This window comes from Actinoplanes sp. NPDC048796 (assembly GCF_040650035.1).
Classification (GTDB): Bacteria; Actinomycetota; Actinomycetes; order Mycobacteriales; family Micromonosporaceae; genus Actinoplanes.
In genome coordinates this window covers 1,343,338-1,364,565 of the sequence record NZ_JBEZGO010000001.1, presented here as the reverse complement: position 1 = coordinate 1,364,565, position 21,228 = coordinate 1,343,338, and the positions used below count along the sequence as shown (strand labels likewise).

Here is a 21,228-nt window from a genome sequence, read left to right as displayed (position 1 = left end):
ACCCTATCTGGCGCAGATAATCGATTATCCGTAGGGTAGTCGACTATGAACGATCCTTTCGCGCGCCTTCCTTCGGCGCCCACCTTCACAGTCACCAGCACAACCGTCGCCGACGGGCAGCCACTGCCCGCCGCACAGCACTCCGGCATGTTCGGCATCCCCGGCGGCGAGGACGCCTCCCCGCAGCTGAGCTGGAGCGGGGCGCCGGCCGGAACGAAGAGTTACGCGGTGACGGTGTACGACCCGGACGCGCCGACCGGTTCCGGTTTCTGGCACTGGGCGGTCGCCAACATCCCGGCCGACGTCACGTCCCTGCCCGAGGGCGCGGGCGACGACAGCGGCTCCGGCTTGCCGCCAGGCGCGGTGCAGTTGCCGAACGACGCCCGGTTGGCCCGCTTCCTGGGCGCGGCCCCGCCGGCCGGCCACGGCGCACACCGCTACTTCATCACGGTGCACGCCCTGGACGTCCCCGACATCGGCGTCCCGGCCGACGCCACCCCAGCCAACCTCGGCTTCACCATGGCCGGCCACATCCTCGGCCGAGCCACCCTGATCGCCACAGCGGAGACCCCGGCAAGCTGACCCCGCCCCTCCCCGCCGCTCGTCAGGGCCCGGCCCCAGCCGGGCCCTGCCCGCCGCCGCGCTGTCGGCCCCGTCTCGGCACCGCCCCTGGCTTCCCGCTCGGCCCGCCTCTCGCCTCCAGCACGGCGTCGACCTTGGCTTGCCGCCCGGCATCGGCATCGGCGTCGGCCTCGGTCGCCCGTCTGCCGTCGGCCCTAGCCTCCTGCCCGACCATGGCCCCGGCAACAAGCCCCGGCCCGAGCGTGAACCTTGAGTTTGGCCGACTTCAGCCTCGGGTCTTAGCTGGCGTCGGCCTCGCCCGACTTGGCCGCAACCCTGGCCCCCTTGAGAAGCTGCGCGACTCGGCCTCGGCCCGTCTCTGGCTTCGGCTGGGTCCGTCTCTGGCCGCGGCCCGGCTCCCGCCCGGCCCGGCTCCGGCTCCGGCTCCGGCTCCGGCCTGAGCTTCGGTTCGAATCTGGGCCCCGGCCCGAATGCCAGCCCCGAGCCAAACTGGCCTCACCCCCGACCCGTTTCGACGCCAAATCCAACTCCGGCAGCGGCCCGGCCTCGACTCCGGCTTGGCACTGCCTCGGCCCTTTCCTTGCCGTCCCGCGCCCTCGCATGCCGTCCGTAGCCGTGCCGCGCCGTCCCATGGCGTGCCGCGCCGTCCCATGGCGTACGCGCCGTCCCATGCCGTACCGCGCCGTCCGATGCCGTTTCGCGCTGTCCGGGGCTGTCCGCAATGTCCCGCGCTGCCCTGCCCAGCCCTGCTTGCAAGCGCTGGAGAGAGTCCTGCCGAACGCGACGCGGACGACCCTGCGCGGGCAGGGGCACGTTGCTGAGCGGTCGGCGCCCGCAAGGGTGGCCGCATCCATCCAGGGCTTACGGTGAGGCATACCCGTACCCCCGAGGGGTATGCTCGGAGGCATGGAGCGGGTGATCGAGCTGGAGATCGGTGGGATGACGTGCGCGGCGTGCGCCAATCGCATCGAGAAGAAGCTGAATCGGGTGGACGGCGTGACGGCCACTGTCAACTACGCCACGGAGAAAGCGCGGGCCACGGTTCCGGTCTCCGTCTCCGCCGCCGACCTGATCGCTGTGGTCGAGAAGACCGGCTACACGGCGGCCGAGCCCGCGCCGGAGAAGCCGGTGGACGTCGCGGAGCGGCGGGATCCGCTGCGCGACCGGCTGCTGATCTCGGCCGTGCTCAGCCTTCCGGTGATCGTCTTGGCCATGGTTCCGTCATGGCAGTTCGACTACTGGCAGTGGTTGTCGCTCGTGCTTGCTTCACCCGTCGTGGTGTACGGCGGGTGGCCGTTCCACCGGTCGGCCTTCGTGAACCTGCGGCACGGCGCGGCCACCATGGACACGCTCGTGTCGATGGGCACGCTGGCCGCCTTCGGATGGTCGATCTGGGCGCTGTTCCTCGGTGACGCCGGGATGCCGGGCATGACGCACCCGTTCTCCCTGACCGCGAGCGACGGCGACGCGATCTACCTGGAGGCGGCGGCCGGGGTCACCACCTTCCTGCTCGCCGGGCGCTATCTGGAGGCGCGGGCCAAGCGCCGCGCCGGTGACGCGCTGCGGTCGCTGCTCGAGCTCGGGGCCAAGCAGGTCACCGTCCTCGCGGACGGCGTCGAGCGGGTCATTCCGGCCGGCGATCTCACGCCGGGTGACATCTTCCTGGTACGGCCGGGTGAGAAGGTCGCCACCGATGGCGTGGTGGTCGACGGAGTGTCGGCGCTGGACGTCAGCCTGCTGACCGGTGAGTCGGTGCCGGTCGAGGTACGGCCGGGTGACCCGGTGACGGGCGCGACGGTGAACGCCGGCGGGCGCCTGGTGGTGCGGGCCGAGAAGGTGGGCGCCGACACCCAGTTGTCGCAGATGGCGCGATTGGTCGAGGAGGCGCAGAACGGCAAGGCGGCCGTGCAGCGCCTGGCCGACCGGATCTCGGGCGTGTTCGTGCCGGTGGTGATCGCCCTCGCGGTGGGGACGCTCGGCTACTGGCTCGGTACCGGCGAGGGATCGTCCGCGGCGTTCACGGCGGCGGTGGCCGTACTGATCATCGCCTGCCCCTGTGCCCTCGGCCTGGCCACGCCGACGGCCTTGCTGGTGGGTACGGGCCGTGGCGCCCAGTTGGGCATCCTGATCCGGGGCGTGGAGGCCCTGGAGTCGACCCGCCGGGCCGACACGATCGTGCTGGACAAGACGGGCACGGTGACCACGGGCCGGATGGCGCTGGCGGCGCTGATCCCGGCCGGCGGAACCGACCCGGCGGAGCTGTTGAGGCTGGCGGGCGCGGTCGAGGCGGCCTCGGAGCACCCGATCGGCCGCGCGATCGCGGACGCCGCCCGGGAGAAGGGCGCGCTGCCCGCGGTCACGGACTTCCACGCGACGGCCGGCGTCGGCGTGCGCGGCCGCGTCGGTGGCGTGGAAGTAGTGATCGGGGCCGGGGCGCCGCCCTCGGCGGCTGTCGACGGCTCGACCTGGGTCGAGGTGTCCGTCGATGGGGTGGTGGCGGGGTGGCTGGGGCTGGCCGACGCCGTACGGCCGACGAGCCGGGCCGCGATCGCCCGGCTCCGGCGGCTGGGGCTGGAGCCGATGCTGGTCACCGGCGATGCCGCGCCGGTCGCCGAGGCGGTGGCGGCCGAGGTCGGCATCACCAAGGTCTTCGCGGGGGTGCTGCCGGCGGGCAAGGTGGACGTGGTCAAGGGTCTGCAGGCCGAGGGCAAGTCGGTGGCCATGGTCGGCGACGGCGTCAACGACGCGGCCGCGCTGGCCCAGGCCGATCTCGGGTTGGCGATGGGCGCCGGCACCGACGTCGCGATCCAGGCTTCAGATCTCACTTTGGTACGCGATGACCTGAGCGCCGCCGTGGACGCGGTGCGGTTGTCGCGCCGCACCTTGAACATCATCCGCGGCAACCTGTTCTGGGCCTTCGCCTACAACGTGGCGGCTCTGCCGCTGGCCGCGGCCGGCCTGCTCAACCCGATGATCGCCGGGGCCACGATGGCGCTGAGCTCGGTCTTCGTGGTTCTCAACAGCTTGCGCCTGCGGTCTTTCAAGGCGGCCTGAGGTTCTGCGGCCCGAATGCAGCGTGAGCCGGGCCGGCGGCGGATTGCTCCCGAAATCCGCGGCCGGGCCCGGCTCACCGTCTGCGTCGCGAAGGCTCGAACCGGTCCCGTGGCCCGAGCCCACTGTCCGCGACGTCCCCAGATCCACCTGCGGTGATAACGCTACGTGCCGGTGGTTGCCGGCCGAAAGCTCTCGGTGGCCGAAATGGCCGTTCGGCCCACGCGGAATGGGCGACAGATCCGGCTATTTCTGGACAGCAAGGGATATAGGTCCAGAGCCGATCACTTACCGTGGCGGCGGTGATGCACTACCGAAAGTGATCAATCGTCCCGGCGAATGCTGTCGATCAGGCCCAGCACCTGCCGCAACGCGGGCCGCAGCACCCGCAGCCGGGACAGCGAGACGAGCCGGTCGATCAGCGGCACGACGCCGTCGATGAGCCGGCGGGTGCGCCTCTGGCCCGGCGACCTGTCGTACACCCAAAAGAGAATGACCCCCATCCACCCGAGCCACAGCAACTCGGGCAGCTCACGGCGCAACTCCGGATCGAGCTTGGCCGTCGAACCCTCCACCACATCCCGGAAGATCGCGATGGCCGCCTCACGCGCCGGCGACGACTCCCGCGAGAACGGACTCAGCGGCGATGACGGCTCGGCCGCGCTCTTGAAGAAGGTGGCGGCAAACGAGTGGTACGGGCCGTTGACGTCGATGCCCGCGTGCAACACCCCGCGCAGTCGCGGCGCCAAATCCTTCTCGGCGGCGAAGACTTCCTCCGCCGCCGCCCGGTGCGCGGCTTGGTTCCGGTCGTAGAACCCCTGAATCAGGTGTTCCTTGGAGTCGAAGTAGTAGTACGCGTTCCCGACCGCGACCCCCGCCTCCTTGGCGATGGCCCGCATGGTCGTCTCGGCGTACCCCCGCTCCCGGAAAAGCCGAAGCGCCGTCTCCAGAATCAGCTGCCGCGTCTGCTCGCCCCGGGCCCGCCGAGGTTTCTCCACCCGGGAGGGCGGCTCGGTGAGCGGGGTGGCCGGCGATGGGTCGTCCGGGCCGGTCGGCTCAGCGGCAGCGGTCGTCACACCCGTCACCGTAGTCCCCCGCCCAGTCCGCGCGTGCCTCCCCGGCCTCGGTGGCCGGCGTGCGCGTCGCCTCCCGGAGGGCGGACACGGCGGCGATGAACTTGCGGGCGGTCGGCAGCAGCACCGGCGAACTGATCCGTTCCGCCATGGCCCGGTAGTCGGCAAGCGCCCACAGGCACGCCACCCAGGCCGCGTCCCCCACGTAGACCGAGCCGTCATCGCCGATCACCGTGATGTCCCGCAGTGTCGCCTCATGGTCCAGTCCGGCGAACCGTTGCCGCGCCACGGCCGACCCCGCGGGGATGAATTCCAGCGGTACGAGTTGAGCCCGCCCCCGCAACCAGCGCCCCGCGGCCCGGCAGATCGGGCACCCCGCGTCGTAGAGAACAGCGAAGGACCCGATCCCGCCGAGTGGTTCGGTCCGGCCGGCCCCGTGACCGGCCGGACCGAGTTCATGGTGGCCGTTCCCGGAGCCGGCCGGGTTGATTTCGCGAGTTCTCATGCTCGGGCCGGCGGTGGGGTCTGCGGGTGGAACGGAAGGCGGCCGGCCGGCGGCAGTGGGGGCACGGCTTGCTGCTGGCGCAGGCGGCCGCGCCGGTAGCGGCCCAGGAAGAAGACGTTGCAGAAGTGCAGAACCCCGAGGACGAGCAGCACCAGCCCGATCTTCATGGACAGGGTCTCCAGTGCCTCGCTCGTGTCGGCGATCGCGCCTCCCGATCGCATGGCCACCGTGACGTATCCCAGATTCAGCAGGTAGAAGCCCATCACCAGCAGTTGGTTGACCGCCTTGGCCAGCTTCGCGTCGGCGAAGACGTCGGCCAGGAAGACCATCCCGTTGCGGGACAGCGTGGTGGCCACCCAGACGGTCAGGCCGACGCTGACCGCGAGATACGCGAGGTACATCCACACCTTCGGATCCATCGGATCGCCTTTCTTGAACGTGTTCAAGTAATACTCAGGAGCGTAAACCGAAACTTGAACATGTTCAACAAGGGCGGTGCGCGGCGCTATGACGACGAGGGCTCGGTTGCGCGGGGAGGTGGGAAGGGTGAAGGCGGGGCTTCGGGTCTGGTCGGCGTGGGCGGGACCTGCCATGATCGCTCGAGGTCGATCGGTGGGGGAGTTGCCGACGCGCCGGGACCGCTACGCTGCGCCTACCCGTTTGATGGGTGCCGGTAATCTAATAGGAAATAATCCTAAATAAGTAGGGGATCGCATGGCCGCCACCCGCCTTCCGGGCACGCCCCGGCTGTTGCGCGCGCTCAACGACCGCGCGGCGCTGGAACTGTTGCTCTCGCGCGGGCCGCTGACCCGGGCCCAGCTGGGCGAGATGACCGGCCTCAGCAAGGTCACCGCCTCGCAGCTGGTGGAGCGCCTGGAGCAGCGCGGTCTCGTGCGCCGGGTCGGTGAGCAGGCCGGCGGTCGCGGGCCCAACGCCCAGCTGTACGCGGTCACCCCGGGCAGCGCCCACGTCATCGGCGTCGACGTCGGGCCCGATCGGGTCGTCGCCGCCTGTGCCGACATCACCGGCACGATCATCGGGCGCGACGAGCAGTCCACCAAGGACACCGACGACCCGGTCGGCGTCGTGCACAACGCTGTCGTGCGGGCCGCGACCGAGGCCGGTGCCGACATGGGCTCGGTGCGGCGGGTCGTGCTCGGCACCCCGGGCCTGGTCGATCCGCAGAGCGGCGAGATCTCCTTCGCCTGGGATCTGCCCCGCTGGCATCGTGGGCTGCTCGACGACCTTCGCCGCGACCTGCACACCCCGGTCGTCTTCGGCAACGACGTGAACATGGCCGCCGTCGCCGAGCAGAGCACCGGCGCCGCCACCGGGGTTCGCGATTTCGTGCTGATCTGGGCCGGCCGCGGTGTCGGTCTGGCCAGTGTCATCGACGGCCGCCTGCATCAGGGCAGCACGGGCGCCGCCGGCGAGATCGGCTATCTGCCCGTGCCCGGCGCCGAGGTGCCCCGGCACTCGTCCAAGCGGGCCGCCAAGGGCGGCGTGCGTGGCGCCTTCCAGAGCCTGGCCGGGGCCGAGGCGGTCAAGACCATCGGCAAGAAGTACGGCTTCCGCGGCGCCGAGGCGGCCGATGTGATCCGGGACGCCGTCGCCGCCGGTGAGGCCGGCGAGCCGGTGCTCGACGAGCTCGCCGCGCGGCTGGCCCTGGGTGTCGCGGCCACCTGTGTCGTTCTCGACCCGCCTCTGGTCGTGCTGGCGGGCGAGATCAGTCACGCCGGTGGCCCGGCCCTGGCCGAGCGCGTCGAGCAGGAGGTCGCCGCGATCACGCTGGTCCACCCGAAGGTCGTCATCACCGAGGTGGAGTCCGATCCGGTGCTGCACGGCGCGCTGTGGACGGCCCTCGACGCCGTACGGGATGAGGTGTTCGGGTCTACAACGGCCTGAGGTAAAACGCGTGGTTGGATGGTCCCGTGACTCTCCCTCCCGACGACGACACCGTCATCGCGTTCGACCGGGTCAGCGTGATCCGCAACGGCAACTTCCTGGTTCGGAGCCTGTCCTGGCAGGTCGAGCTGGACGAGCGCTGGGTGGTCCTCGGGCCGAACGGCGCCGGTAAGACGACCCTGCTCAACCTGGCCTCGGGCCGGCTTCACCCCTCCCGCGGCACGGCCTACGTGCTGGCCGAGCGTCTCGGGCGCACCGACATCAACGAGCTGCGGACCCGCATCGGCCTGGCCACCGGCCAGTTAGCCGACCGGGTGCCGGCCGACGAGCGGGTCCTCGACGTCGTGGTCACCGCCGCCTGGTCGGTGGTGGGCCGCTGGCGGGAGAGCTACGACCCGCAGGACGAGGCGCGCGCCCGGCAACTGCTGGCCCAGCTCGGCATGGGCACGCTGGTCGACCGCGAGTTCGGCACCCTCTCCGAGGGCGAGCGCAAGCGCACCCTGATCGCCCGGGCCCTGATGACCGACCCCGAGCTGATGCTGCTCGACGAGCCCAGCGCCGGCCTCGACCTGGGCGGCCGGGAGGATCTGATCGCCCGCCTCACCGAGCTCGCCCTCGACCCCGACTCGCCGGCCATGGTGCTGGTCACCCACCACGTCGAGGAGATCCCGCCGGGCTTCACCCACGGGCTGCTGCTGCGCGAGGGCACCATCGTCGCGGCCGGCCTGCTGGGCGAGGTGATGACCGCCGACAACCTGTCCAAGACGTTCGGCCTGCCGCTGATCATCGACCGGTTCGGCGACCGGTACACGGCCCGGGCGGCCTGACGTGTCCCCGCGGATCGTGGTCGCCGGCAGCGCCAACATGGACCTGGTCGGGCTGGCCGAGCGCCTGCCCCGGCCGGGTGAGACGGTGCTGGGCGACGACTTCCTGATGATGCCGGGCGGCAAGGGCGCCAATCAGGCGATCGGCGCCACCCGGGCCGGCGGACGCACCTGCTTCCTCGGCGCGATCGGCTCCGACTCGTTCGGCGTCAACCTGAACGCCCAGCTCAACGGGGCCGGCGTCGACATGACCCACGTGCGGACGACGTACGGGGTCTCCGGCGTCGCCGTGATCATGGTGGATCGCGCCGGGGAGAACTCGATCCTGGTCGCGCCGGGCGCCAACAACGCCTTCACCGGCCTGAGCGACGGCGAGCGGGACGAGATCGCGGCCGCCGACGTGCTGCTCTGCCAGCAGGAGATCCCGGTCGAGACCGTGATCGAGGCGGCCCGGGCCGCGCGGGCGGGCGGCACCCGGATGATCCTGAACGCGGCCCCGGCCCGGGAGCTGCCGCCGGAGCTGCTGGAGAACGTCGACCTGCTGGTGGTCAACGAGGTCGAGGCCCTGGCCGTCACCGGCGGCGACACGATCGACGTGCCGGCCCTGCTCGCCCTGGTGCCGCGGGTGGTGCTGACGCTGGGCGGGAGCGGTTCCCGGTACGCCGACCGCGAGGGCCGCGACGAGCAGGTCCCGTCGTTCAAGGTGAATGTCGTCGACACGACCGCCGCCGGCGACGCCTTCACCGCCGCGCTGGCCGTGGCCTGGGGTGAGGGCCGCGATCTGATCGAGGCGGTGCGCTGGGCCAACGCGGCCGGGGCCGCCTGCGTACGCAAGGTCGGCGCCTCCAATTCGTTGCCCACGCGCGCGGCGATCGACGAGATCTACAACGGGGGCTAGAGCGGGGCTAGGTCTGGCGGGCCGTGGTGACGAAGCGGTTGACCTCGGACCGCAGCACCTCGGCCAGCTGGGAGAGGCCGGTGCTGCCCACGTCGCCGCCGCCGTCGACCGCGGCGGCGATGCCGTCGACCAGGCCGCTCATCTCGCGGATGCTGTTGGTGACCGTCTCGAGGACCGTCACCGCGTCGTTCGCCACCTCCTGCACGGTGTTGACCTGTCCCATGATCTCGTCGCTGGAGGCGCTGGTCTCCGTGGCCAGGTTCTTCACCTCGCCCGCGACCACGCTGAAGCCCTTGCCGGCCTCACCGGCGCGGGCGGCCTCGATGGTCGCGTTCAGCGCGAGCAGCCGGGTCTGCTTGGCCACCGCGTTGATCAGGTCGACCGCCGTCCGGATCTGATCGGAGGCCGCGCGCAGCCCGGTCACCGTGGACAGGCCGCGCTCCGCCTCGCTCACCGCGTCGCGCGCGAAGTCGGCGAGCCCGTTGGCCGTGGCCCCCATCTCGGTGGCCGCGGTCGCCACCTGCTCCGACACCGAGAGCACGGCCGACTCCAGGTCGTCGGCGAGCGCGACCCGGGCCGCGTTCGCCTCGGCGATGCGGGCCGCGTTCTGGCTCATCACCGATGTGGAAGCGGAGATCTCCTCGGCCGCCGTCTTGAACGCGCCGCGCAGGCCGCGGGTCAGGATGCGGCGGTGGAAGCGTCCCTGCGCGGCCGCCGCCGAGGCCGCGCTCGACTCCCGCAGGAACGCGTCGCTGGTGTCGAGCAGGTTGTTGATCGCCTCGCGGGCGGCCACGGCCTCGTCGGTGTCGCCGATCGAGGGCAGGCGCGCCTCCAGGTCACCGGCGGCCGCCCGGCGGCACACATCGGTGATCAGCCGGAGGACCTCGTCGGCCATCAGCGGGCACCGGTGGTCAGGGCCCAGACATATTCGTCGTACGTCTGGCCGCCGAGTTCCGCCAGCATCGCCTGCCACCCCGCCTCGACCGCCGCCTTGGTGTTCGGCGCGCCCCGCTCGGCCGTGAGCAGCCGGTCGTACAGGCGGCTCACCTCGGTGATCACGTGCTTGTCGGGGGAGCGGCGGTTGGAGTGGTAGCCGGCGAGCCGGCCGTCAGCCGCGTACGAGGGCGTGACGTGGGCGAAGACCCAGTAGTGGGCGCCGTCGGCGGCCAGATTCTTCACGTACGCGAAGATCTCCTGCCGTTGCTCGAGGGTGTCCCAGAGCAGCTTGAAGACGGCCCGGGGCATGTCCGGGTGCCGGATGAGGTTGTGCGGCTGCCCGACCGCCTCGGCCTCGGTGAGGGCCGAGGTCCGCAGGAAGACGCTGTTGGCGTACGTGATGACGCCGCGCGGATCGGTCTTCGTCACGATGATCTCGTCGAGGCCGAAGGTCCGCTCGACACCGGTGGGGCGCGTCTGGGTGGCTCGCATCAGTTCCGATGGTCACCGACTCGTCCCCCCGCCCGCACGCTATTGGGCAAAAACGCGGCGGGCCCAGAGAACGAGCGGTATCTGCAACGGCAGCCGCCCGTAGGCGACGGCCCGCTTGGCCGGCGAGGCGTGCCGCCAGTCGACCGCCATCTTGACGTTGGCCGGGAAGACCGCGGCGAACAGGCCGGCCGCGGCCAGGGCGCCCACGCGCCGGGTGCGGGGATGCGCGACGGCGGCCGCCACGGCCAGCTCGGCGGCGCCGCTCAGATAGGTCCAGGTGCGCGGGGAGCCCGGCAGGGAGCGCGGCACGATCGCGTCGAACGGCTTCGGGGCGGCGAAGTGCAGCGCGCCCGTGGTCGCGAGCAGGACCGAGAGCCCGGCGGCTTGTTTGTTCATCCGCGTCACTTTAGAGAAGGTTCGAGCGCCCGCTGAAGGGCCCGGTAGACGCGGCCGAAGCGCGCCGAGTCGGGCGTGCGCAGCAGCATGACCTTGCCGGTCGGGGTCCGGGCCCAGATCTCCCGGGTGCGGCTGCCTCGGTCGTACGAGCGGTCGACCTGCTCCAGAAGCACGTCGGCCAGCGGCGCCGTGGCCAGGCCGACCAGCACGCCGCCGCCCACCAGCGCGATGGTGGTGCTGGTGGAGGCGTCGATCAGCAGCGCCACCATGATGCCGAGCGCACCCAGCAGGATCGGGACGAGAATGGCCAGGCCCAGCGCGCCCCGGCCGGCGATCGTCGCCCAGGACCGGCGCCCACGCGTGTGCCAGACCTGGATCAGGTCGTCCAGAGCCAGATCGACACCGTTCATCCGGACGCCGCCGGACGTGATCCACACGTCCGGGTCCCGGTAGTAGGTGGTCATTGTCATCTCCGTACCCGTCGTAGGCTGACCTGAACCAATACTCAGGAGGCTGTTCGTGGGCGAGTTCGTGACGCTGGAGACCAACGACGGTATCGGAACCATCAAGCTGAACCGGCCCCCGATGAACGCTCTCAATACCCAACTTCAGGAAGAACTTCGCGCCGTCGCGCATTCCGCCGCCGGCGACGAGGGAGTCAAGGCCATCATCGTGTACGGCGGTGAGAAGGTCTTCGCCGCGGGCGCCGACATCACCGAGTTCACCAAGGTCGGCTACCAGGAGATGGCGATCCGCGCCGAGGCGCTGTCGAGCGCGTTCGACGCCGTCGCCCGCATCCCCAAGCCGGTCGTCGCCGCGATCACCGGCTACGCGCTCGGCGGCGGCTGTGAGCTGGCCCTGGCCTGCGACTGGCGGGTGGTGGCGGACGACGCCAAGCTCGGCCAGCCCGAGATCAAGCTGGGCATCATCCCGGGCGCCGGTGGCACCCAGCGGCTGGCCCGGCTGATCGGGCCGGCCCGCGCCAAGGATCTGATCTTCTCGGGCCGCATGGTCGACGCCGAGGAGGCCCTGCGGATCGGCCTGGCCGACCGGGTGGCGCCGGCCGCCGACGTCTACCGGACGGCGGTCGAGCTCGTCCGGCCGTACGTGACCGGGCCGTCGCTGGCCCTGCGGGCGGCCAAGCTGGCCGTGGACGGCGGGCTCAACCTCGACCTCGCCTCCGGCCTGGCCCTGGAGTCGCAGCTGTTCGCCGGGTTGTTCGCCACCGACGACCGGATCGAGGGCACCACCGCCTTCGTCGAGAAGCGTAAACCCACATTTACGGGCCGCTGACCCTCGCATATATCGATCAGTTGCCATAAAGTCACGCGGTGTGGAACCGGTCCCGGTCACGCGTGGGGTGCGGCGCACCGTGCGCATGGCCGTGGCCCTGGTGATCGGGCAGGCTCTGCTCTGCGCCCTGATCGGCTGGCTCACGCTCGGCCGGTCCGGCTCCGAGTCCGGCGGTTCCGGTGCGGCGGTCGACCAGGCCGCCGCCCCGCCACCGCGCCCGTCGGCGGCCGCGCCGGCGCCCGCTGTTCCCGCTCCCGAGCCGCCGGTGGCGGCCCCGCGCAGCCCCGAGGCGCCGGTGTCGAAGACGCGCCGCCCCACCCGGAAAGCCACCACCACCGTCACCGCCGCCGCGCCGGAGGCGACCAAGCCACCGCCGGTCACCTCGAAGCCCGCTGTGCCGAGCGTCACGCCGTCGAGCGAGTTGATCATGCTGCCGCCCGAGCCGCCGGAGTCACCCGTCGCCTCGCCCAGCAGCTCACCCACGCCCGGTGACCGGCCGCGGCCGGACGGTGAGCAGTTTCAGCGCGATGTGACAGTCGGTGATCGTTGTTGGCCCGAGGGTGCCTTCGGGCGCACCCGCGACGGCGAACTCGTTCGCTGTCTGCGCGCGCGGTATGACCCTCCGCGCTGGAAGATCGTCTGACGGCGGGTACCCCCTAGACTCGGTCCATGCCCATCGACCAAGGTGAGCCGAAGAGGCATGCCCTCGGCGTGGACTTCGGTACCTCGAACACTGTCGCGGTGGCGCGCTGGCCCGACGGCCGCGCCCGCCCGATCCTGGTCGACGGGTCCCCGCTGCTTCCCTCGGCCGTCTACGCCGAGCCCGACGGCAGTTTCGTCGTCGGCCGCGACGCCGTGCACGCCGCCCGCTTCGACCCGGCCCGCTTCGAGCCCAACCCGAAACGCCGCATCGACGACGGCCTCGTGCTCCTGGGCGAGCAGGAGGTGCCGGTCGTCGACCTGATCGCGGCGGTGCTGGCCCGGGTGGCCGAGGAATGGCACCGCGCGGTCGGCCCGCTGCTGCCCGAGGTGACGCTCACCTGCCCGGCCACCTGGGGCGCGACCCGCCGCACGCTGCTGGCCGAGGCCGCCGCCCAGGCCGGGCTCACCCGGGCCCGGCTGGTCGCCGAGCCGGTGGCCGCGGCCACGTACTTCGCCGAGGTGCTCGGCCGCGACGTGCCGATCGGGTCGGTCGTCGTGGTCCACGACTTCGGGGCGGGCACCTTCGACGCGAGCGTCGTCGCCCGTACGGCGGAAGGCTTCGAGGTCATGGCCGTCGACGGCCGTGACGACATCGGCGGGCTGGACATCGACGCCGCCATCGTCGAACACCTGAAAACCGACGAGTGGCAGCGCCTGATGGAGCCGACGACGGCCCAGGAGAGGCGCGCGCAGCGTCAGCTCTGGGAGGAGGTGCGGATCGCCAAGGAGCGGCTGTCGCGCACCCAGTCGGCCGACTTCGTGGTGCCGCTGCTCGACACCGAGGTGCACCTGACCCGCGACGAGCTGGAGAAACTGGCCCGGCCGATCCTCGACCAAACCGTACGCATCACCAAGGGCATGCTCGACTGGGCCGACCTGCCCGAGGGCCGGCTGGCCGGCGTCTTCCTGGTCGGTGGGGCCAGCCGCATCCCGCTCGTGGCCACCCTGCTGCACCGCGAGCTGGGCGAGGCGCCGGTGGTGATCGAGCAGCCCGAGCTGGTGGTGGCCGAGGGCAGCATCCTGGCCGGTGCGGCGCTGCTGGCCTCCGGCCCGGCCGCCCCGGGGCCGACGGCCGAGATGCGGCTGGTCTCGACCGGCCTGGCCGACTCCGCGACCGTGCGGGTGGAACCGGCCGTCGTCGAGCACATCCCCGGCACCACCGGACTGCAGCCGCCGGTCGATCCGTGGCCGGACGCCGATCACAGCCACTGGGCGCCCGATCCGCACGCGACCGTGCCGACCCCCAAGTCCGCCTTCGCGCCGCCGGTGAGCGCGCCACCGCCTACCGACCGGCCCATCTCCGTGCCTCCCCGGGCAGTGGCGACCGCGACGCCGAGCCGGCCGATGTCGCCGGTGCCGCAGCCCTATCAGCCGCCGCGCCCGCCGGGGAAGAAGCCGCGCAAGCGTTCCAGCGGCTTCGTACGGTTCCTCCAGATCACGTTCAGCACCCTGCTGATGATCGTCGTTCCCCTGGTGGCGCTGGTGGTGGCGTACGGCTACGGCAACGGGGACTCGCTGCCGCTCGACGCGGAAAATTTGTGGCGCGAGATTCGGGAGCTGCTGGGGATCTGACTCACCGGTAACCTGCTGGGCATGGCTGAGGTGATCGAGGGGCACGGCGGAGATCTGGCGCTGGCGGCCCTGCGTGCGTACGGGGTGACGGAGATGTTCACCCTTTCCGGCGGACACGTGTTCCCGCTCTACGACGCGGCACACAAGACCGGTTTTCCGATCTACGACGTACGCCACGAGCAGTCCGCGGTCTTCGCGGCCGAGGCCGTGGCCAAGCTTCAGCGGCGCCCCGGGCTGGCCGTGCTCACCGCCGGCCCCGGCGTGACGAACGGCATCTCCGGCCTGACCAGCGCGTTCTTCAACGCCTCGCCGGTGCTGGTGCTGGGCGGCCGGGCGCCGGCGTTCCGCTGGGGCTCGGGCAGCCTCCAGGAGTTCGACCACGTCCCGCTGGTCAAGACCATCACCAAGTACGCGGGCACGGTCGGCGACACCGACGCGGTCGCGGGCGAGATCGGGGCCGCGCTGACCGCCGCGCTCACCGCCCACCGCGGGCCGGCCTTCCTCGACCTGCCCCTTGAGATCGTCTTCTCCACCGGCGAGGCGGCCGCGCCGGGCACACCGGCGATCCCGGTGATCGAGCCGGACCCTTCCCTGGTCGAGGAAGCCGCCCGCCTCCTGGCCTCGGCCACCCGGCCGGTGATCATCGCGGGGTCGGACGTGTGGGGCGGCGACGCGATCGACGCGCTGAAGGCGGCGGCCGAGGCGCTGCAGGTGCCGGTCTTCACCAACGGCATGGGCCGGGGCGCGCTGCCGCCGACCCACCCGCTCGCCTTCGCCAAGGCCCGGCGGGCCGCCCTCAACGAGGCCGACGTGGTATGCGTGATCGGCACGCCGCTCGACTTCCGGCTCGGCTTCGGCGAGTTCGGCGAGGCCCAGGTCGTGCACATCGTGGACGCGCCCTCCCAGCGGGCCACGCACGTGACGCCGGCCGTCTCACCCGCCGGCGACCTGCGGCTGATCCTCACGGCGCTGGCCGACCACACCGGCGACCGGGCCGACCACGCCGAGTGGATCGCGGGGCTGCGCTCGGCCGAGGACGCCGGCCAGGCCCGCGACGCCGAGGCGATGGCGGCCGAGACCGACCCGATCAAACCGGCCCGCGTCTACGGCGAGCTGCGCAAAATCCTCGCCCCGGACGCGGTGACGATCGGCGACGGGGGCGACTTCGTCTCGTACGCCGGAAGGTATCTCGAGCCGTCCCGGCCCGGCACCTGGCTCGACCCGGGCCCGTACGGCTGCCTCGGCACCGGCATGGGTTACGCCATGGGCGCCCGGGTCACGTACCCGGACCGGCAGATCTGCGTGCTGTTCGGTGACGGCGCCGCCGGCTTCTCCCTGATGGACGTGGAATCGCTGGTCCGGCAGCAACTCCCGGTGGTCATGGTGGTCGGCAACAACGGCATCTGGGGCCTCGAGAAACACCCCATGCGGGCCATGTACGGGTACGACGTGGCCGCCGACCTGCAACCCGGCCTGCGCTACGACGAGGTGGTCCGTGCCCTCGGCGGCGCCGGAGAGACGGTGGAGAAGGCGTCGGGGATCGGCCCGGCGCTCGAGCGCGCTTTCGCCGCGGGCGTGCCGTACCTGGTGAACGTCCTGACCGACCCGGCCGACGCCTATCCCCGGTCGTCGAACCTGGCCTAGTCCTCCTCGCCCTTGTTCAGCTCCCTTTCCCACTGGGCGAGCATCTCGCTGTCGCGGCGGGACTTCTCGGTGTCGACCGACCGCAGGAAGTCGGGGTCGTCGTCGGGGGAGGTGGGCCTCGAGGCGCCACGGCGCACGGGGCCACCCTCCGTCGGCGGCGGCAGGGGCCGCCCCCAGACGAAGTACGCGATGGGGCCCAGCAGCGGGATCAGCAGGATCACCAGAACCCACACCAGGCGGGGCGCGCTACGCACCCGATCGGCCGAGAGGCAGCTGATCAGCGCCAGCACGAAGAGCACCAGCTGCACGGCAGCCAGGAGGATGAACAACCGGACCATGAGGCAATGATGACGCGCGGCGGCGCTTCCGGCGACGATCAGAGCATGACAACCGGACCGAATTGGTCGGCGCCGCCCCTTTGAGCGCTCCTACGCCGCCCCTTCGCTGCCGCCCGCCTGCCCCGGCCTTGCCCGGCTCCGCTCTCCGGACATTTCACCGTTTTCCTTCCTTCCCTCCTCCGCGTCTCCTCTTCCGCCCCACCTCCCACGCTTCTTTCCTGCGCCTCGTTCTTCCTGCCTTGTTCTTCTCGCGCCTCGTTGCCCACGCCTTCCTCCTTCTGTGCCTCGTTGCCCACGCCTTCCTCCTTCTGTGCCTCGCTGTCCTGCGCCTTCCTTCTTCTGCGCCTTCCTTCTTCTGCGCCTAACTCTCTGCGCCTAACTCTCTGCGCCTGCTCTCCTGCGCCTGCTCTTCCGCGCCTGCTCTTCCGCGCGTCGCGTTGCTTCTTCCGGCGCTCTGTCTTCCAGCGCTCTGTCTTCCGGTTTCCGCTCCTCGCTTCCCGCGCGCTTCTTCGTTCCGGTTCCGCTTCCCGCGCGTTCCTTCCCGCCTCCGCTTCTAGCGCCTTTCCCGCTTCCGCTCCTCGCTCCTTTTTCCCGGACTGCGCGTAGCGCGGCGCTTCCCCACTCGCCCTCTTTCCGCGCTTCCCTCTTCGCGCGAGGGATGAAGGAGCGACGTCGCGCGAGAGGGCCAGGGGTGACGTTGCGCGAGAGGGCCAGGGTGACGTTGCGCGAGAGGGTCAGAGGTGACGTCACGCGAGAGGGCCAGGGGTGACGTCACGCGAGAGGGCCAGAGGCCACCTCGCGCGAGAGATGAGGAGGTGACCTCGCGCGAGAGGGGCGGCGGGCGATTTTGCGTTAGGGGCGAGAAGGCGACCTCCGACGAGAGGGCCAAGGGGCGACCTCACGCACGGGTCAGCGGGGCGATTTCGCGCGAGGGGTGAGGGGGTGACCGCGCGAGAGAGGGCAGCAGGGCGACTCCGCGCGCGAGGGGGTCAGAGGGCGATGACCAAGCCGCCGAGCAGGGCGAAGGCCAGGGCGAGAAGTGCGAAGGCCGGAACGGTGCGGCGTGCGGGCTTGGGTGGGTACGACGTGAGGCCCCTCGCCCGCCGGTAGGCGATGGCGACCATCGCGGCCCAGCCGACCAGGATGAGGGCGGCCCCGATCCATCGCCCGGCGTGGGTGGGGTGGGTGATGGCGGGCCGCAGGGCGAGCAGGGCGACCGCCGCCGCCGAGAGGGCGGTGCGGCGCCAGGCCAGGCGGGTGCGCTCGGCGGCGGCGCCGTGGTCGGCGGTCATGGGTGGGCGTTCAGTCCTTGGCCGCGTTGATCAGGACGGTGATGATCAGGAGCAGGGAGCCGAGGGCGACGGTCATCGCCAGGATCGCCGGGAACTTCGAGCCGGGTAGTTCCTCGCCCAGGCGCATGGCCCGTTCGGTGCGGGCCCAGTGGTCGACCGCGCGCAGCGCGACCACGCCGCCGAGCAGCAGCAGGGCGATGGCCAGGCCCTCGCGGAGGAAGGTGATCGGCAGCGGGGGCAGGAACTGGGCGCAGGCCAGCCCGCCGGCGATCAGCGCCAGGCCCGTACGGATCCAGGCCAGGAAGGTGCGCTCGTTGGCCAGCGAGAACCGGTAGTCGGGCGTACGGCCGACCGTCGGCGTCTTCTCCGGATCGAACCACTCCCGTAACACCCGTTGATTATTGACCGCGGAGGTCCGGAAGGCGGGTCCACAGGATGCGGACTTCGTCACTGACGCAGGCCTCGCGTGGGCGGCCGCATCGGCACCAGGGTGAGTCGGGTCCGGCACGTCCATGGGTGTCCGGCGCGGGGCCGTGAACGCGTGGGGGAGTATGTGAGTCGGACGGAAGCACACCGTCGACCAGCGGAGCGATTTGGCCGGACATATCGCGACACCTCCTTGCCCTGATCGTAGTCGTCTTGCGGGCGGGACGGGTGAGGTGAGTCACTACTAGGTGCACGACACGTGCAACTTACTGGCGGGTAACCTGGCGGGTGTATGGGCCGGCGGTCATAACAGGAGGGTCGTAAAAGCGCGATGAACATCGTCGTACTGGTGAAGCAGGTACCCGACTCCGGTGCCGAGCGCACCCTGAGCTCTTCGGACAACACGGTCGAGCGTGCCTCGGCGAGCAACGTCATCAACGAGATGGACGAGTACGCCATCGAGGAGGCGCTGAAGATCAAGGAGGCGCACGGTGGTGAGGTCACCGTGCTGACGATGGGCCCGGCCGGCGCGACCGAGTCGATCCGCAAGGCGCTGTCGATGGGCCCGGACAAGGCCGTGCACATCTCCGACGACGCGCTGCACGGCTCCTGTGCCGTGGCCACCTCCAAGGTTCTCGCCGCCGCGCTCGGCCAGCTGGGCGCCGACCTGATCATCTGCGGCGCCGAGTCGACCGACGGCCGCGTGCAGGTCCTGCCCCACATGATCGCCGAGCGGCTGGGCATCGCGGCGCTGACCGGCGCCCGCAAGCTCACGGTGGACGGCTCGCAGCTGACCGCCGAGCGGCAGACCGACGAGGGCTACGAGGTCGTCACCGCGGCCACGCCGGCCGTGGTCAGCGTCTGGGACACGATCAACGAGCCGCGGTACCCGTCGTTCAAGGGCATCATGGCCGCCAAGAAGAAGCCGGTGCAGGCCCTGACGCTGGCCGAGGTCGGCGTCGACGCGGGCGAGGTCGGCTTCGCCGGCGCCACGTCGCAGGTGCTCGAGTTCGCCAAGCGGCCGCCGCGTTCGGCCGGCACGAAGATCACTGATGAGGGCGACGGCGGCGCGCAGCTGGTCTCGTACCTCGCCACCGAGAAGTTCGTCTGAGAGGGGCCGGTCATGGCTGAAGTTCTTGTCGTCGTGGAAGGCTCCGTCAAGAAGGTCACGCTGGAGCTGCTGACCATCGCCCGCACGCTGGGCTCCCCGTCCGCCGTCGTCTTCGGCGACGTCGACCAGGCCAAGCTGGCCGAGTACGGCGCGGAGAAGATCTACCAGGCCGAGGCGTACGACTACCTGGTCGCCCCCAAGGCGACCGTCGTGGCGTCCCTCGTCCGCGAGAAGCAGCCGGCCGCCGTGCTGCTCGGCTCGACCCAGGAGGGCAAGGAGATCGCCGGCCGCCTGGCCGTCAAGCTGGACAACGGCCTGCTGACCGACGCGGTCGAGGTGGCCGCCGACGGCACCGCCACCCAGGTCGCCTTCGCCGGCTCCACCATCGTCAAGTCGAAGGTCACCAAGGGCCTGCCGATCGTGACGATCCGCCCGAACTCGGTCACCCCCGAGCCGTCGGCCGCGACGCCGGCCGTCGAGCAGGTCACGGCCGAGCTGTCCGAGGCCGACAAGCTGACCAAGGTCGTCGAGCGGGTCACCGAGACCAAGGGCTCGCGTCCCGAGCTCACCGAGGCCGGCGTGGTCGTCTCCGGTGGCCGCGGCGTCGGCAACGCGGACAACTTCAAGCTGGTCGAGGAGCTGGCCGACCTGCTCGGCGGCGCCGTGGGCGCGTCCCGCGCGGCCGTCGACTCCGGCTTCTACCCCCACCAGTTCCAGGTCGGCCAGACCGGCAAGACCGTGTCGCCGCAGCTGTACGTGGCGCTCGGCATCTCCGGCGCGATCCAGCACCGGGCCGGCATGCAGACCTCGAAGACGATCGTCGCGGTCAACAAGGACCCCGAGGCCCCGATCTTCGAGCTCGCCGACTACGGCGTGGTGGGCGACCTGTTCAAGATCGTGCCGCAGGCCGCCGACGAGATCCGTAAGCGGAAGTAACAGTCCTCACGTACGAGCGGCCCGGCGCTGTGCGCCGGGCCGCTCGTCGTCAGGCATAAGCTTCATCGTGATGGCCTACTTGGATCACGCGGCGACCACGCCGATGCTCGCCGAGGCGCTGGAGGCGTACGTCGCCGCCGCCCGCGAGGTCGGCAATCCGTCGTCCCTGCACGCGGCCGGCCGGCATGCCCGGCGGCTGGTCGAGGAGTCCCGCGAGCGCATCGCCGCGGCCCTCGGCGCCCGCCCGTCCGAGGTGGTCTTCACCAGCGGCGGCACCGAAAGCGACAACCTGGCGACCAAGGGCATCTTCTGGGCCCGCCGGGCGGCCTCGCTCAACCACAACCGCGTGGTGGCGTCCGCGGTCGAGCACCACGCCGTCATGGACGCGGTGGAGTGGCTCGGCGCGCACGAGGGCGCCCAGGTCAGCTGGCTGCCGGTCGACTCCGGCGGCCGGGTCGACCCGGCCGCCCTGGCCGCCGTCGTCGACCAGTACGCGGACGAGATCGCCGTGATCAGCGTGCAGTGGGCGAACAACGAGGTGGGTACGGTCCAGCCGGTCCACGAGCTGGCCGCGCTGGCCTCGGCCGCCGGCATCCCGTTCCACACCGACGCCGTGCAGGCCGTGGGCCAGATTCCGGTCGACTTCACGGCCAGCGGCGCGGCGGCCATGACGGTCACCGGTCACAAGGTGGGCGGACCGGTCGGGGTGGGCGCGCTGCTGCTCGGCCGCGACGTCGCCTGTACGCCGTTGCTGCACGGCGGCGGCCAGGAGCGCGACGTCCGCTCGGGCACGCTCGACACCCCGGGGGTGGTGGCCTTCGCCACGGCCGTCGAGGCGACGGTCAAGAGCCAGGCCGAGTACGCGGTACGGGTCGCCGCCCTGCGTGACGATCTGGTGGCCCGGGTCCGCGCGGCCGTGCCCGACGTCATCTGCAACGGCGTGACCGGCGACCGGCTGCCGGGCAATGCCCACTTCAGCTTCCCCGGCTGCGAGGGCGACGCGCTGTTGCTACTGCTGGACGCGGCCGGCATCTACTGCTCGACCGGCTCCGCCTGCTCGGCCGGCGTCGCCCAGCCCAGCCACGTGCTGATCGCCATGGGCGCCGACGACGACCGGGCCCGGTCGTCGCTGCGCTTCACCCTCGGTCACACCTCGACCACGGCCGACATCGACGCGCTCGTGGCGGCGCTGCCTGGCGCGGTCGAGCGGGCCCGGCGCGCCACGGCCTGGAAGACGCCCCGCTGACGCCGG

At 71.5% G+C, this 21,228-nt stretch carries 22 protein-coding genes; 12 read left to right on the top strand and 10 right to left on the bottom strand.

Annotated elements, in window-relative coordinates; translation table 11 throughout:
- The first annotated feature begins 45 nt into the window (after positions 1 to 45).
- Both AB0C26_RS06450 and AB0C26_RS06445 read left to right on the top strand, forming a co-directional pair.
- Positions 46 to 582: a YbhB/YbcL family Raf kinase inhibitor-like protein gene (locus AB0C26_RS06450; protein WP_360242416.1), complete on the top strand. Its 537-nt coding sequence runs from the start codon at positions 46 to 48 to the stop codon at positions 580 to 582.
- A gap of 906 nt (positions 583 to 1,488) precedes the next feature.
- Positions 1,489 to 3,636: a heavy metal translocating P-type ATPase gene (locus tag AB0C26_RS06445; RefSeq protein WP_360242413.1), complete on the top strand. Its 2,148-nt coding sequence runs from the start codon at positions 1,489 to 1,491 to the stop codon at positions 3,634 to 3,636.
- A 320-nt stretch (positions 3,637 to 3,956) separates the two neighbouring features.
- On the opposite strand, the gene AB0C26_RS06440 is transcribed toward AB0C26_RS06445, so the two are convergent.
- Genes AB0C26_RS06440 through AB0C26_RS06430 form a run of 3 tightly spaced genes read right to left on the bottom strand, consistent with a single transcriptional unit; the run spans position 3,957 to position 5,630 of the window.
- On the bottom strand, positions 3,957 to 4,631 hold the full coding sequence (locus tag AB0C26_RS06440) for a TetR family transcriptional regulator (protein WP_360243592.1): 675 nt from the start codon (positions 4,629 to 4,631) through the stop codon (positions 3,957 to 3,959).
- A gap of 58 nt (positions 4,632 to 4,689) precedes the next feature.
- Positions 4,690 to 5,211, bottom strand: coding sequence for a DCC1-like thiol-disulfide oxidoreductase family protein (locus AB0C26_RS06435; RefSeq protein WP_360242410.1), 522 nt, complete (start codon positions 5,209 to 5,211; stop codon positions 4,690 to 4,692).
- Positions 5,208 to 5,630, bottom strand: a complete 423-nt coding sequence (locus AB0C26_RS06430; RefSeq protein ID WP_360242407.1) for a hypothetical protein — start codon at positions 5,628 to 5,630, stop codon at positions 5,208 to 5,210. The genes AB0C26_RS06435 and AB0C26_RS06430 overlap by 4 nt, the downstream gene beginning before the upstream one ends.
- 295 nt (positions 5,631 to 5,925) lie before the next feature.
- On the opposite strand from AB0C26_RS06430, the gene AB0C26_RS06425 reads away from it, so the two are divergent.
- From AB0C26_RS06425 to AB0C26_RS06415, 3 genes are read left to right on the top strand one after another with little or no spacing between them, the layout of a single operon-like run.
- Complete coding sequence (locus AB0C26_RS06425) at positions 5,926 to 7,116, top strand: ROK family transcriptional regulator (protein WP_360242404.1); 1,191 nt, start codon at positions 5,926 to 5,928, stop codon at positions 7,114 to 7,116.
- A gap of 26 nt (positions 7,117 to 7,142) precedes the next feature.
- Positions 7,143 to 7,943, top strand: a complete 801-nt coding sequence (locus AB0C26_RS06420) for an ABC transporter ATP-binding protein (RefSeq protein WP_360242401.1) — start codon at positions 7,143 to 7,145, stop codon at positions 7,941 to 7,943.
- Between the two features lies 1 nt (position 7,944).
- Complete coding sequence (locus tag AB0C26_RS06415; protein ID WP_360242398.1) at positions 7,945 to 8,838, top strand: ribokinase; 894 nt, start codon at positions 7,945 to 7,947, stop codon at positions 8,836 to 8,838.
- 7 nt (positions 8,839 to 8,845) lie between these two features.
- Here AB0C26_RS06415 and AB0C26_RS06410 read toward each other — a convergent pair whose 3' ends face one another.
- Genes AB0C26_RS06410 through AB0C26_RS06395 form a run of 4 tightly spaced genes read right to left on the bottom strand, consistent with a single transcriptional unit; the run spans position 8,846 to position 11,126 of the window.
- Positions 8,846 to 9,733 carry a methyl-accepting chemotaxis protein gene (locus AB0C26_RS06410; RefSeq protein WP_360242395.1) on the bottom strand — a complete coding sequence of 296 codons (888 nt, stop codon included), beginning with the start codon at positions 9,731 to 9,733 and terminating at the stop codon, positions 8,846 to 8,848.
- Positions 9,733 to 10,266, bottom strand: coding sequence for a PAS domain-containing protein (locus AB0C26_RS06405; RefSeq protein WP_360242392.1), 534 nt, complete (start codon positions 10,264 to 10,266; stop codon positions 9,733 to 9,735). The genes AB0C26_RS06410 and AB0C26_RS06405 overlap by 1 nt, the downstream gene beginning before the upstream one ends.
- A gap of 39 nt (positions 10,267 to 10,305) precedes the next feature.
- Positions 10,306 to 10,662: a hypothetical protein gene (locus AB0C26_RS06400; protein WP_360242389.1), complete on the bottom strand. Its 357-nt coding sequence runs from the start codon at positions 10,660 to 10,662 to the stop codon at positions 10,306 to 10,308.
- A 5-nt stretch (positions 10,663 to 10,667) separates the two neighbouring features.
- Positions 10,668 to 11,126 (bottom strand): DUF6232 family protein, encoded by a 459-nt coding sequence (locus AB0C26_RS06395; protein WP_360242386.1) that lies wholly within the window; start codon positions 11,124 to 11,126, stop codon positions 10,668 to 10,670.
- Positions 11,127 to 11,181: 55 nt separating this feature from the next.
- On the opposite strand from AB0C26_RS06395, the gene AB0C26_RS06390 reads away from it, so the two are divergent.
- The 4 genes from AB0C26_RS06390 to AB0C26_RS06375 are packed head-to-tail and all read left to right on the top strand — an operon-like array spanning position 11,182 to position 15,873.
- Positions 11,182 to 11,955: an enoyl-CoA hydratase-related protein gene (locus AB0C26_RS06390; RefSeq protein WP_360242383.1), complete on the top strand. Its 774-nt coding sequence runs from the start codon at positions 11,182 to 11,184 to the stop codon at positions 11,953 to 11,955.
- Positions 11,956 to 11,995: 40 nt separating this feature from the next.
- On the top strand, positions 11,996 to 12,598 hold the full coding sequence (locus AB0C26_RS06385) for a hypothetical protein (RefSeq protein ID WP_360242380.1): 603 nt from the start codon (positions 11,996 to 11,998) through the stop codon (positions 12,596 to 12,598).
- Between the two features lie 26 nt (positions 12,599 to 12,624).
- On the top strand, positions 12,625 to 14,229 hold the full coding sequence (locus AB0C26_RS06380; protein WP_360242377.1) for an Hsp70 family protein: 1,605 nt from the start codon (positions 12,625 to 12,627) through the stop codon (positions 14,227 to 14,229).
- Positions 14,230 to 14,250: 21 nt separating this feature from the next.
- Positions 14,251 to 15,873, top strand: coding sequence for an acetolactate synthase (locus AB0C26_RS06375; RefSeq protein ID WP_360242374.1), 1,623 nt, complete (start codon positions 14,251 to 14,253; stop codon positions 15,871 to 15,873).
- On the opposite strand, the gene AB0C26_RS06370 is transcribed toward AB0C26_RS06375, so the two are convergent.
- The 3 genes from AB0C26_RS06370 to AB0C26_RS06360 form a co-directional block, all read right to left on the bottom strand.
- Positions 15,870 to 16,211 carry a PLDc N-terminal domain-containing protein gene (locus AB0C26_RS06370; protein ID WP_360242371.1) on the bottom strand — a complete coding sequence of 114 codons (342 nt, stop codon included), beginning with the start codon at positions 16,209 to 16,211 and terminating at the stop codon, positions 15,870 to 15,872. The two genes, AB0C26_RS06375 and AB0C26_RS06370, sit on opposite strands and share 4 nt — an antisense overlap.
- 989 nt (positions 16,212 to 17,200) lie before the next feature.
- The gene (locus AB0C26_RS06365; RefSeq protein ID WP_360242368.1) at positions 17,201 to 17,503 is read right to left on the bottom strand and encodes a DUF202 domain-containing protein; all 303 of its coding nucleotides are present in this window, start codon (positions 17,501 to 17,503) and stop codon (positions 17,201 to 17,203) included.
- A 10-nt stretch (positions 17,504 to 17,513) separates the two neighbouring features.
- On the bottom strand, positions 17,514 to 17,894 hold the full coding sequence (locus AB0C26_RS06360; protein ID WP_360242365.1) for a DUF202 domain-containing protein: 381 nt from the start codon (positions 17,892 to 17,894) through the stop codon (positions 17,514 to 17,516).
- 366 nt (positions 17,895 to 18,260) lie between these two features.
- Between AB0C26_RS06360 and AB0C26_RS06355 the strand changes: the two genes are divergently transcribed.
- From AB0C26_RS06355 to AB0C26_RS06345, 3 genes are all read left to right on the top strand, one after another.
- Positions 18,261 to 19,040 (top strand): electron transfer flavoprotein subunit beta/FixA family protein, encoded by a 780-nt coding sequence (locus AB0C26_RS06355; protein WP_360242362.1) that lies wholly within the window; start codon positions 18,261 to 18,263, stop codon positions 19,038 to 19,040.
- 12 nt (positions 19,041 to 19,052) lie between these two features.
- A complete protein-coding gene (locus AB0C26_RS06350) occupies positions 19,053 to 19,976 on the top strand; it encodes an electron transfer flavoprotein subunit alpha/FixB family protein (RefSeq protein WP_360242360.1) in 924 nt (307 codons plus the stop codon).
- A gap of 70 nt (positions 19,977 to 20,046) precedes the next feature.
- Positions 20,047 to 21,222: a cysteine desulfurase family protein gene (locus tag AB0C26_RS06345; protein ID WP_360242357.1), complete on the top strand. Its 1,176-nt coding sequence runs from the start codon at positions 20,047 to 20,049 to the stop codon at positions 21,220 to 21,222.
- The last annotated feature ends 6 nt before the right edge of the window (positions 21,223 to 21,228 follow it).

Coding starts and splice junctions, on each gene's coding strand:
- AB0C26_RS06345 (WP_360242357.1), top strand. CDS start 20,047: ATGGCCTACTTGGATCACGCGGCGACCACGCCGATGCTCGCCGAGGCG.
- AB0C26_RS06355 (WP_360242362.1), top strand. CDS start 18,261: ATGAACATCGTCGTACTGGTGAAGCAGGTACCCGACTCCGGTGCCGAG.
- AB0C26_RS06450 (WP_360242416.1), top strand. CDS start 46: ATGAACGATCCTTTCGCGCGCCTTCCTTCGGCGCCCACCTTCACAGTC.
- AB0C26_RS06350 (WP_360242360.1), top strand. CDS start 19,053: ATGGCTGAAGTTCTTGTCGTCGTGGAAGGCTCCGTCAAGAAGGTCACG.
- AB0C26_RS06400 (WP_360242389.1), bottom strand. CDS start 10,662: ATGAACAAACAAGCCGCCGGGCTCTCGGTCCTGCTCGCGACCACGGGC.
- AB0C26_RS06365 (WP_360242368.1), bottom strand. CDS start 17,503: ATGACCGCCGACCACGGCGCCGCCGCCGAGCGCACCCGCCTGGCCTGG.
- AB0C26_RS06445 (WP_360242413.1), top strand. CDS start 1,489: ATGGAGCGGGTGATCGAGCTGGAGATCGGTGGGATGACGTGCGCGGCG.
- AB0C26_RS06380 (WP_360242377.1), top strand. CDS start 12,625: ATGCCCATCGACCAAGGTGAGCCGAAGAGGCATGCCCTCGGCGTGGAC.
- AB0C26_RS06410 (WP_360242395.1), bottom strand. CDS start 9,733: ATGGCCGACGAGGTCCTCCGGCTGATCACCGATGTGTGCCGCCGGGCG.
- AB0C26_RS06395 (WP_360242386.1), bottom strand. CDS start 11,126: ATGACCACCTACTACCGGGACCCGGACGTGTGGATCACGTCCGGCGGC.
- AB0C26_RS06430 (WP_360242407.1), bottom strand. CDS start 5,630: ATGGATCCGAAGGTGTGGATGTACCTCGCGTATCTCGCGGTCAGCGTC.
- AB0C26_RS06405 (WP_360242392.1), bottom strand. CDS start 10,266: ATGCGAGCCACCCAGACGCGCCCCACCGGTGTCGAGCGGACCTTCGGC.
- AB0C26_RS06435 (WP_360242410.1), bottom strand. CDS start 5,211: ATGAGAACTCGCGAAATCAACCCGGCCGGCTCCGGGAACGGCCACCAT.
- AB0C26_RS06375 (WP_360242374.1), top strand. CDS start 14,251: ATGGCTGAGGTGATCGAGGGGCACGGCGGAGATCTGGCGCTGGCGGCC.
- AB0C26_RS06370 (WP_360242371.1), bottom strand. CDS start 16,211: ATGGTCCGGTTGTTCATCCTCCTGGCTGCCGTGCAGCTGGTGCTCTTC.
- AB0C26_RS06425 (WP_360242404.1), top strand. CDS start 5,926: ATGGCCGCCACCCGCCTTCCGGGCACGCCCCGGCTGTTGCGCGCGCTC.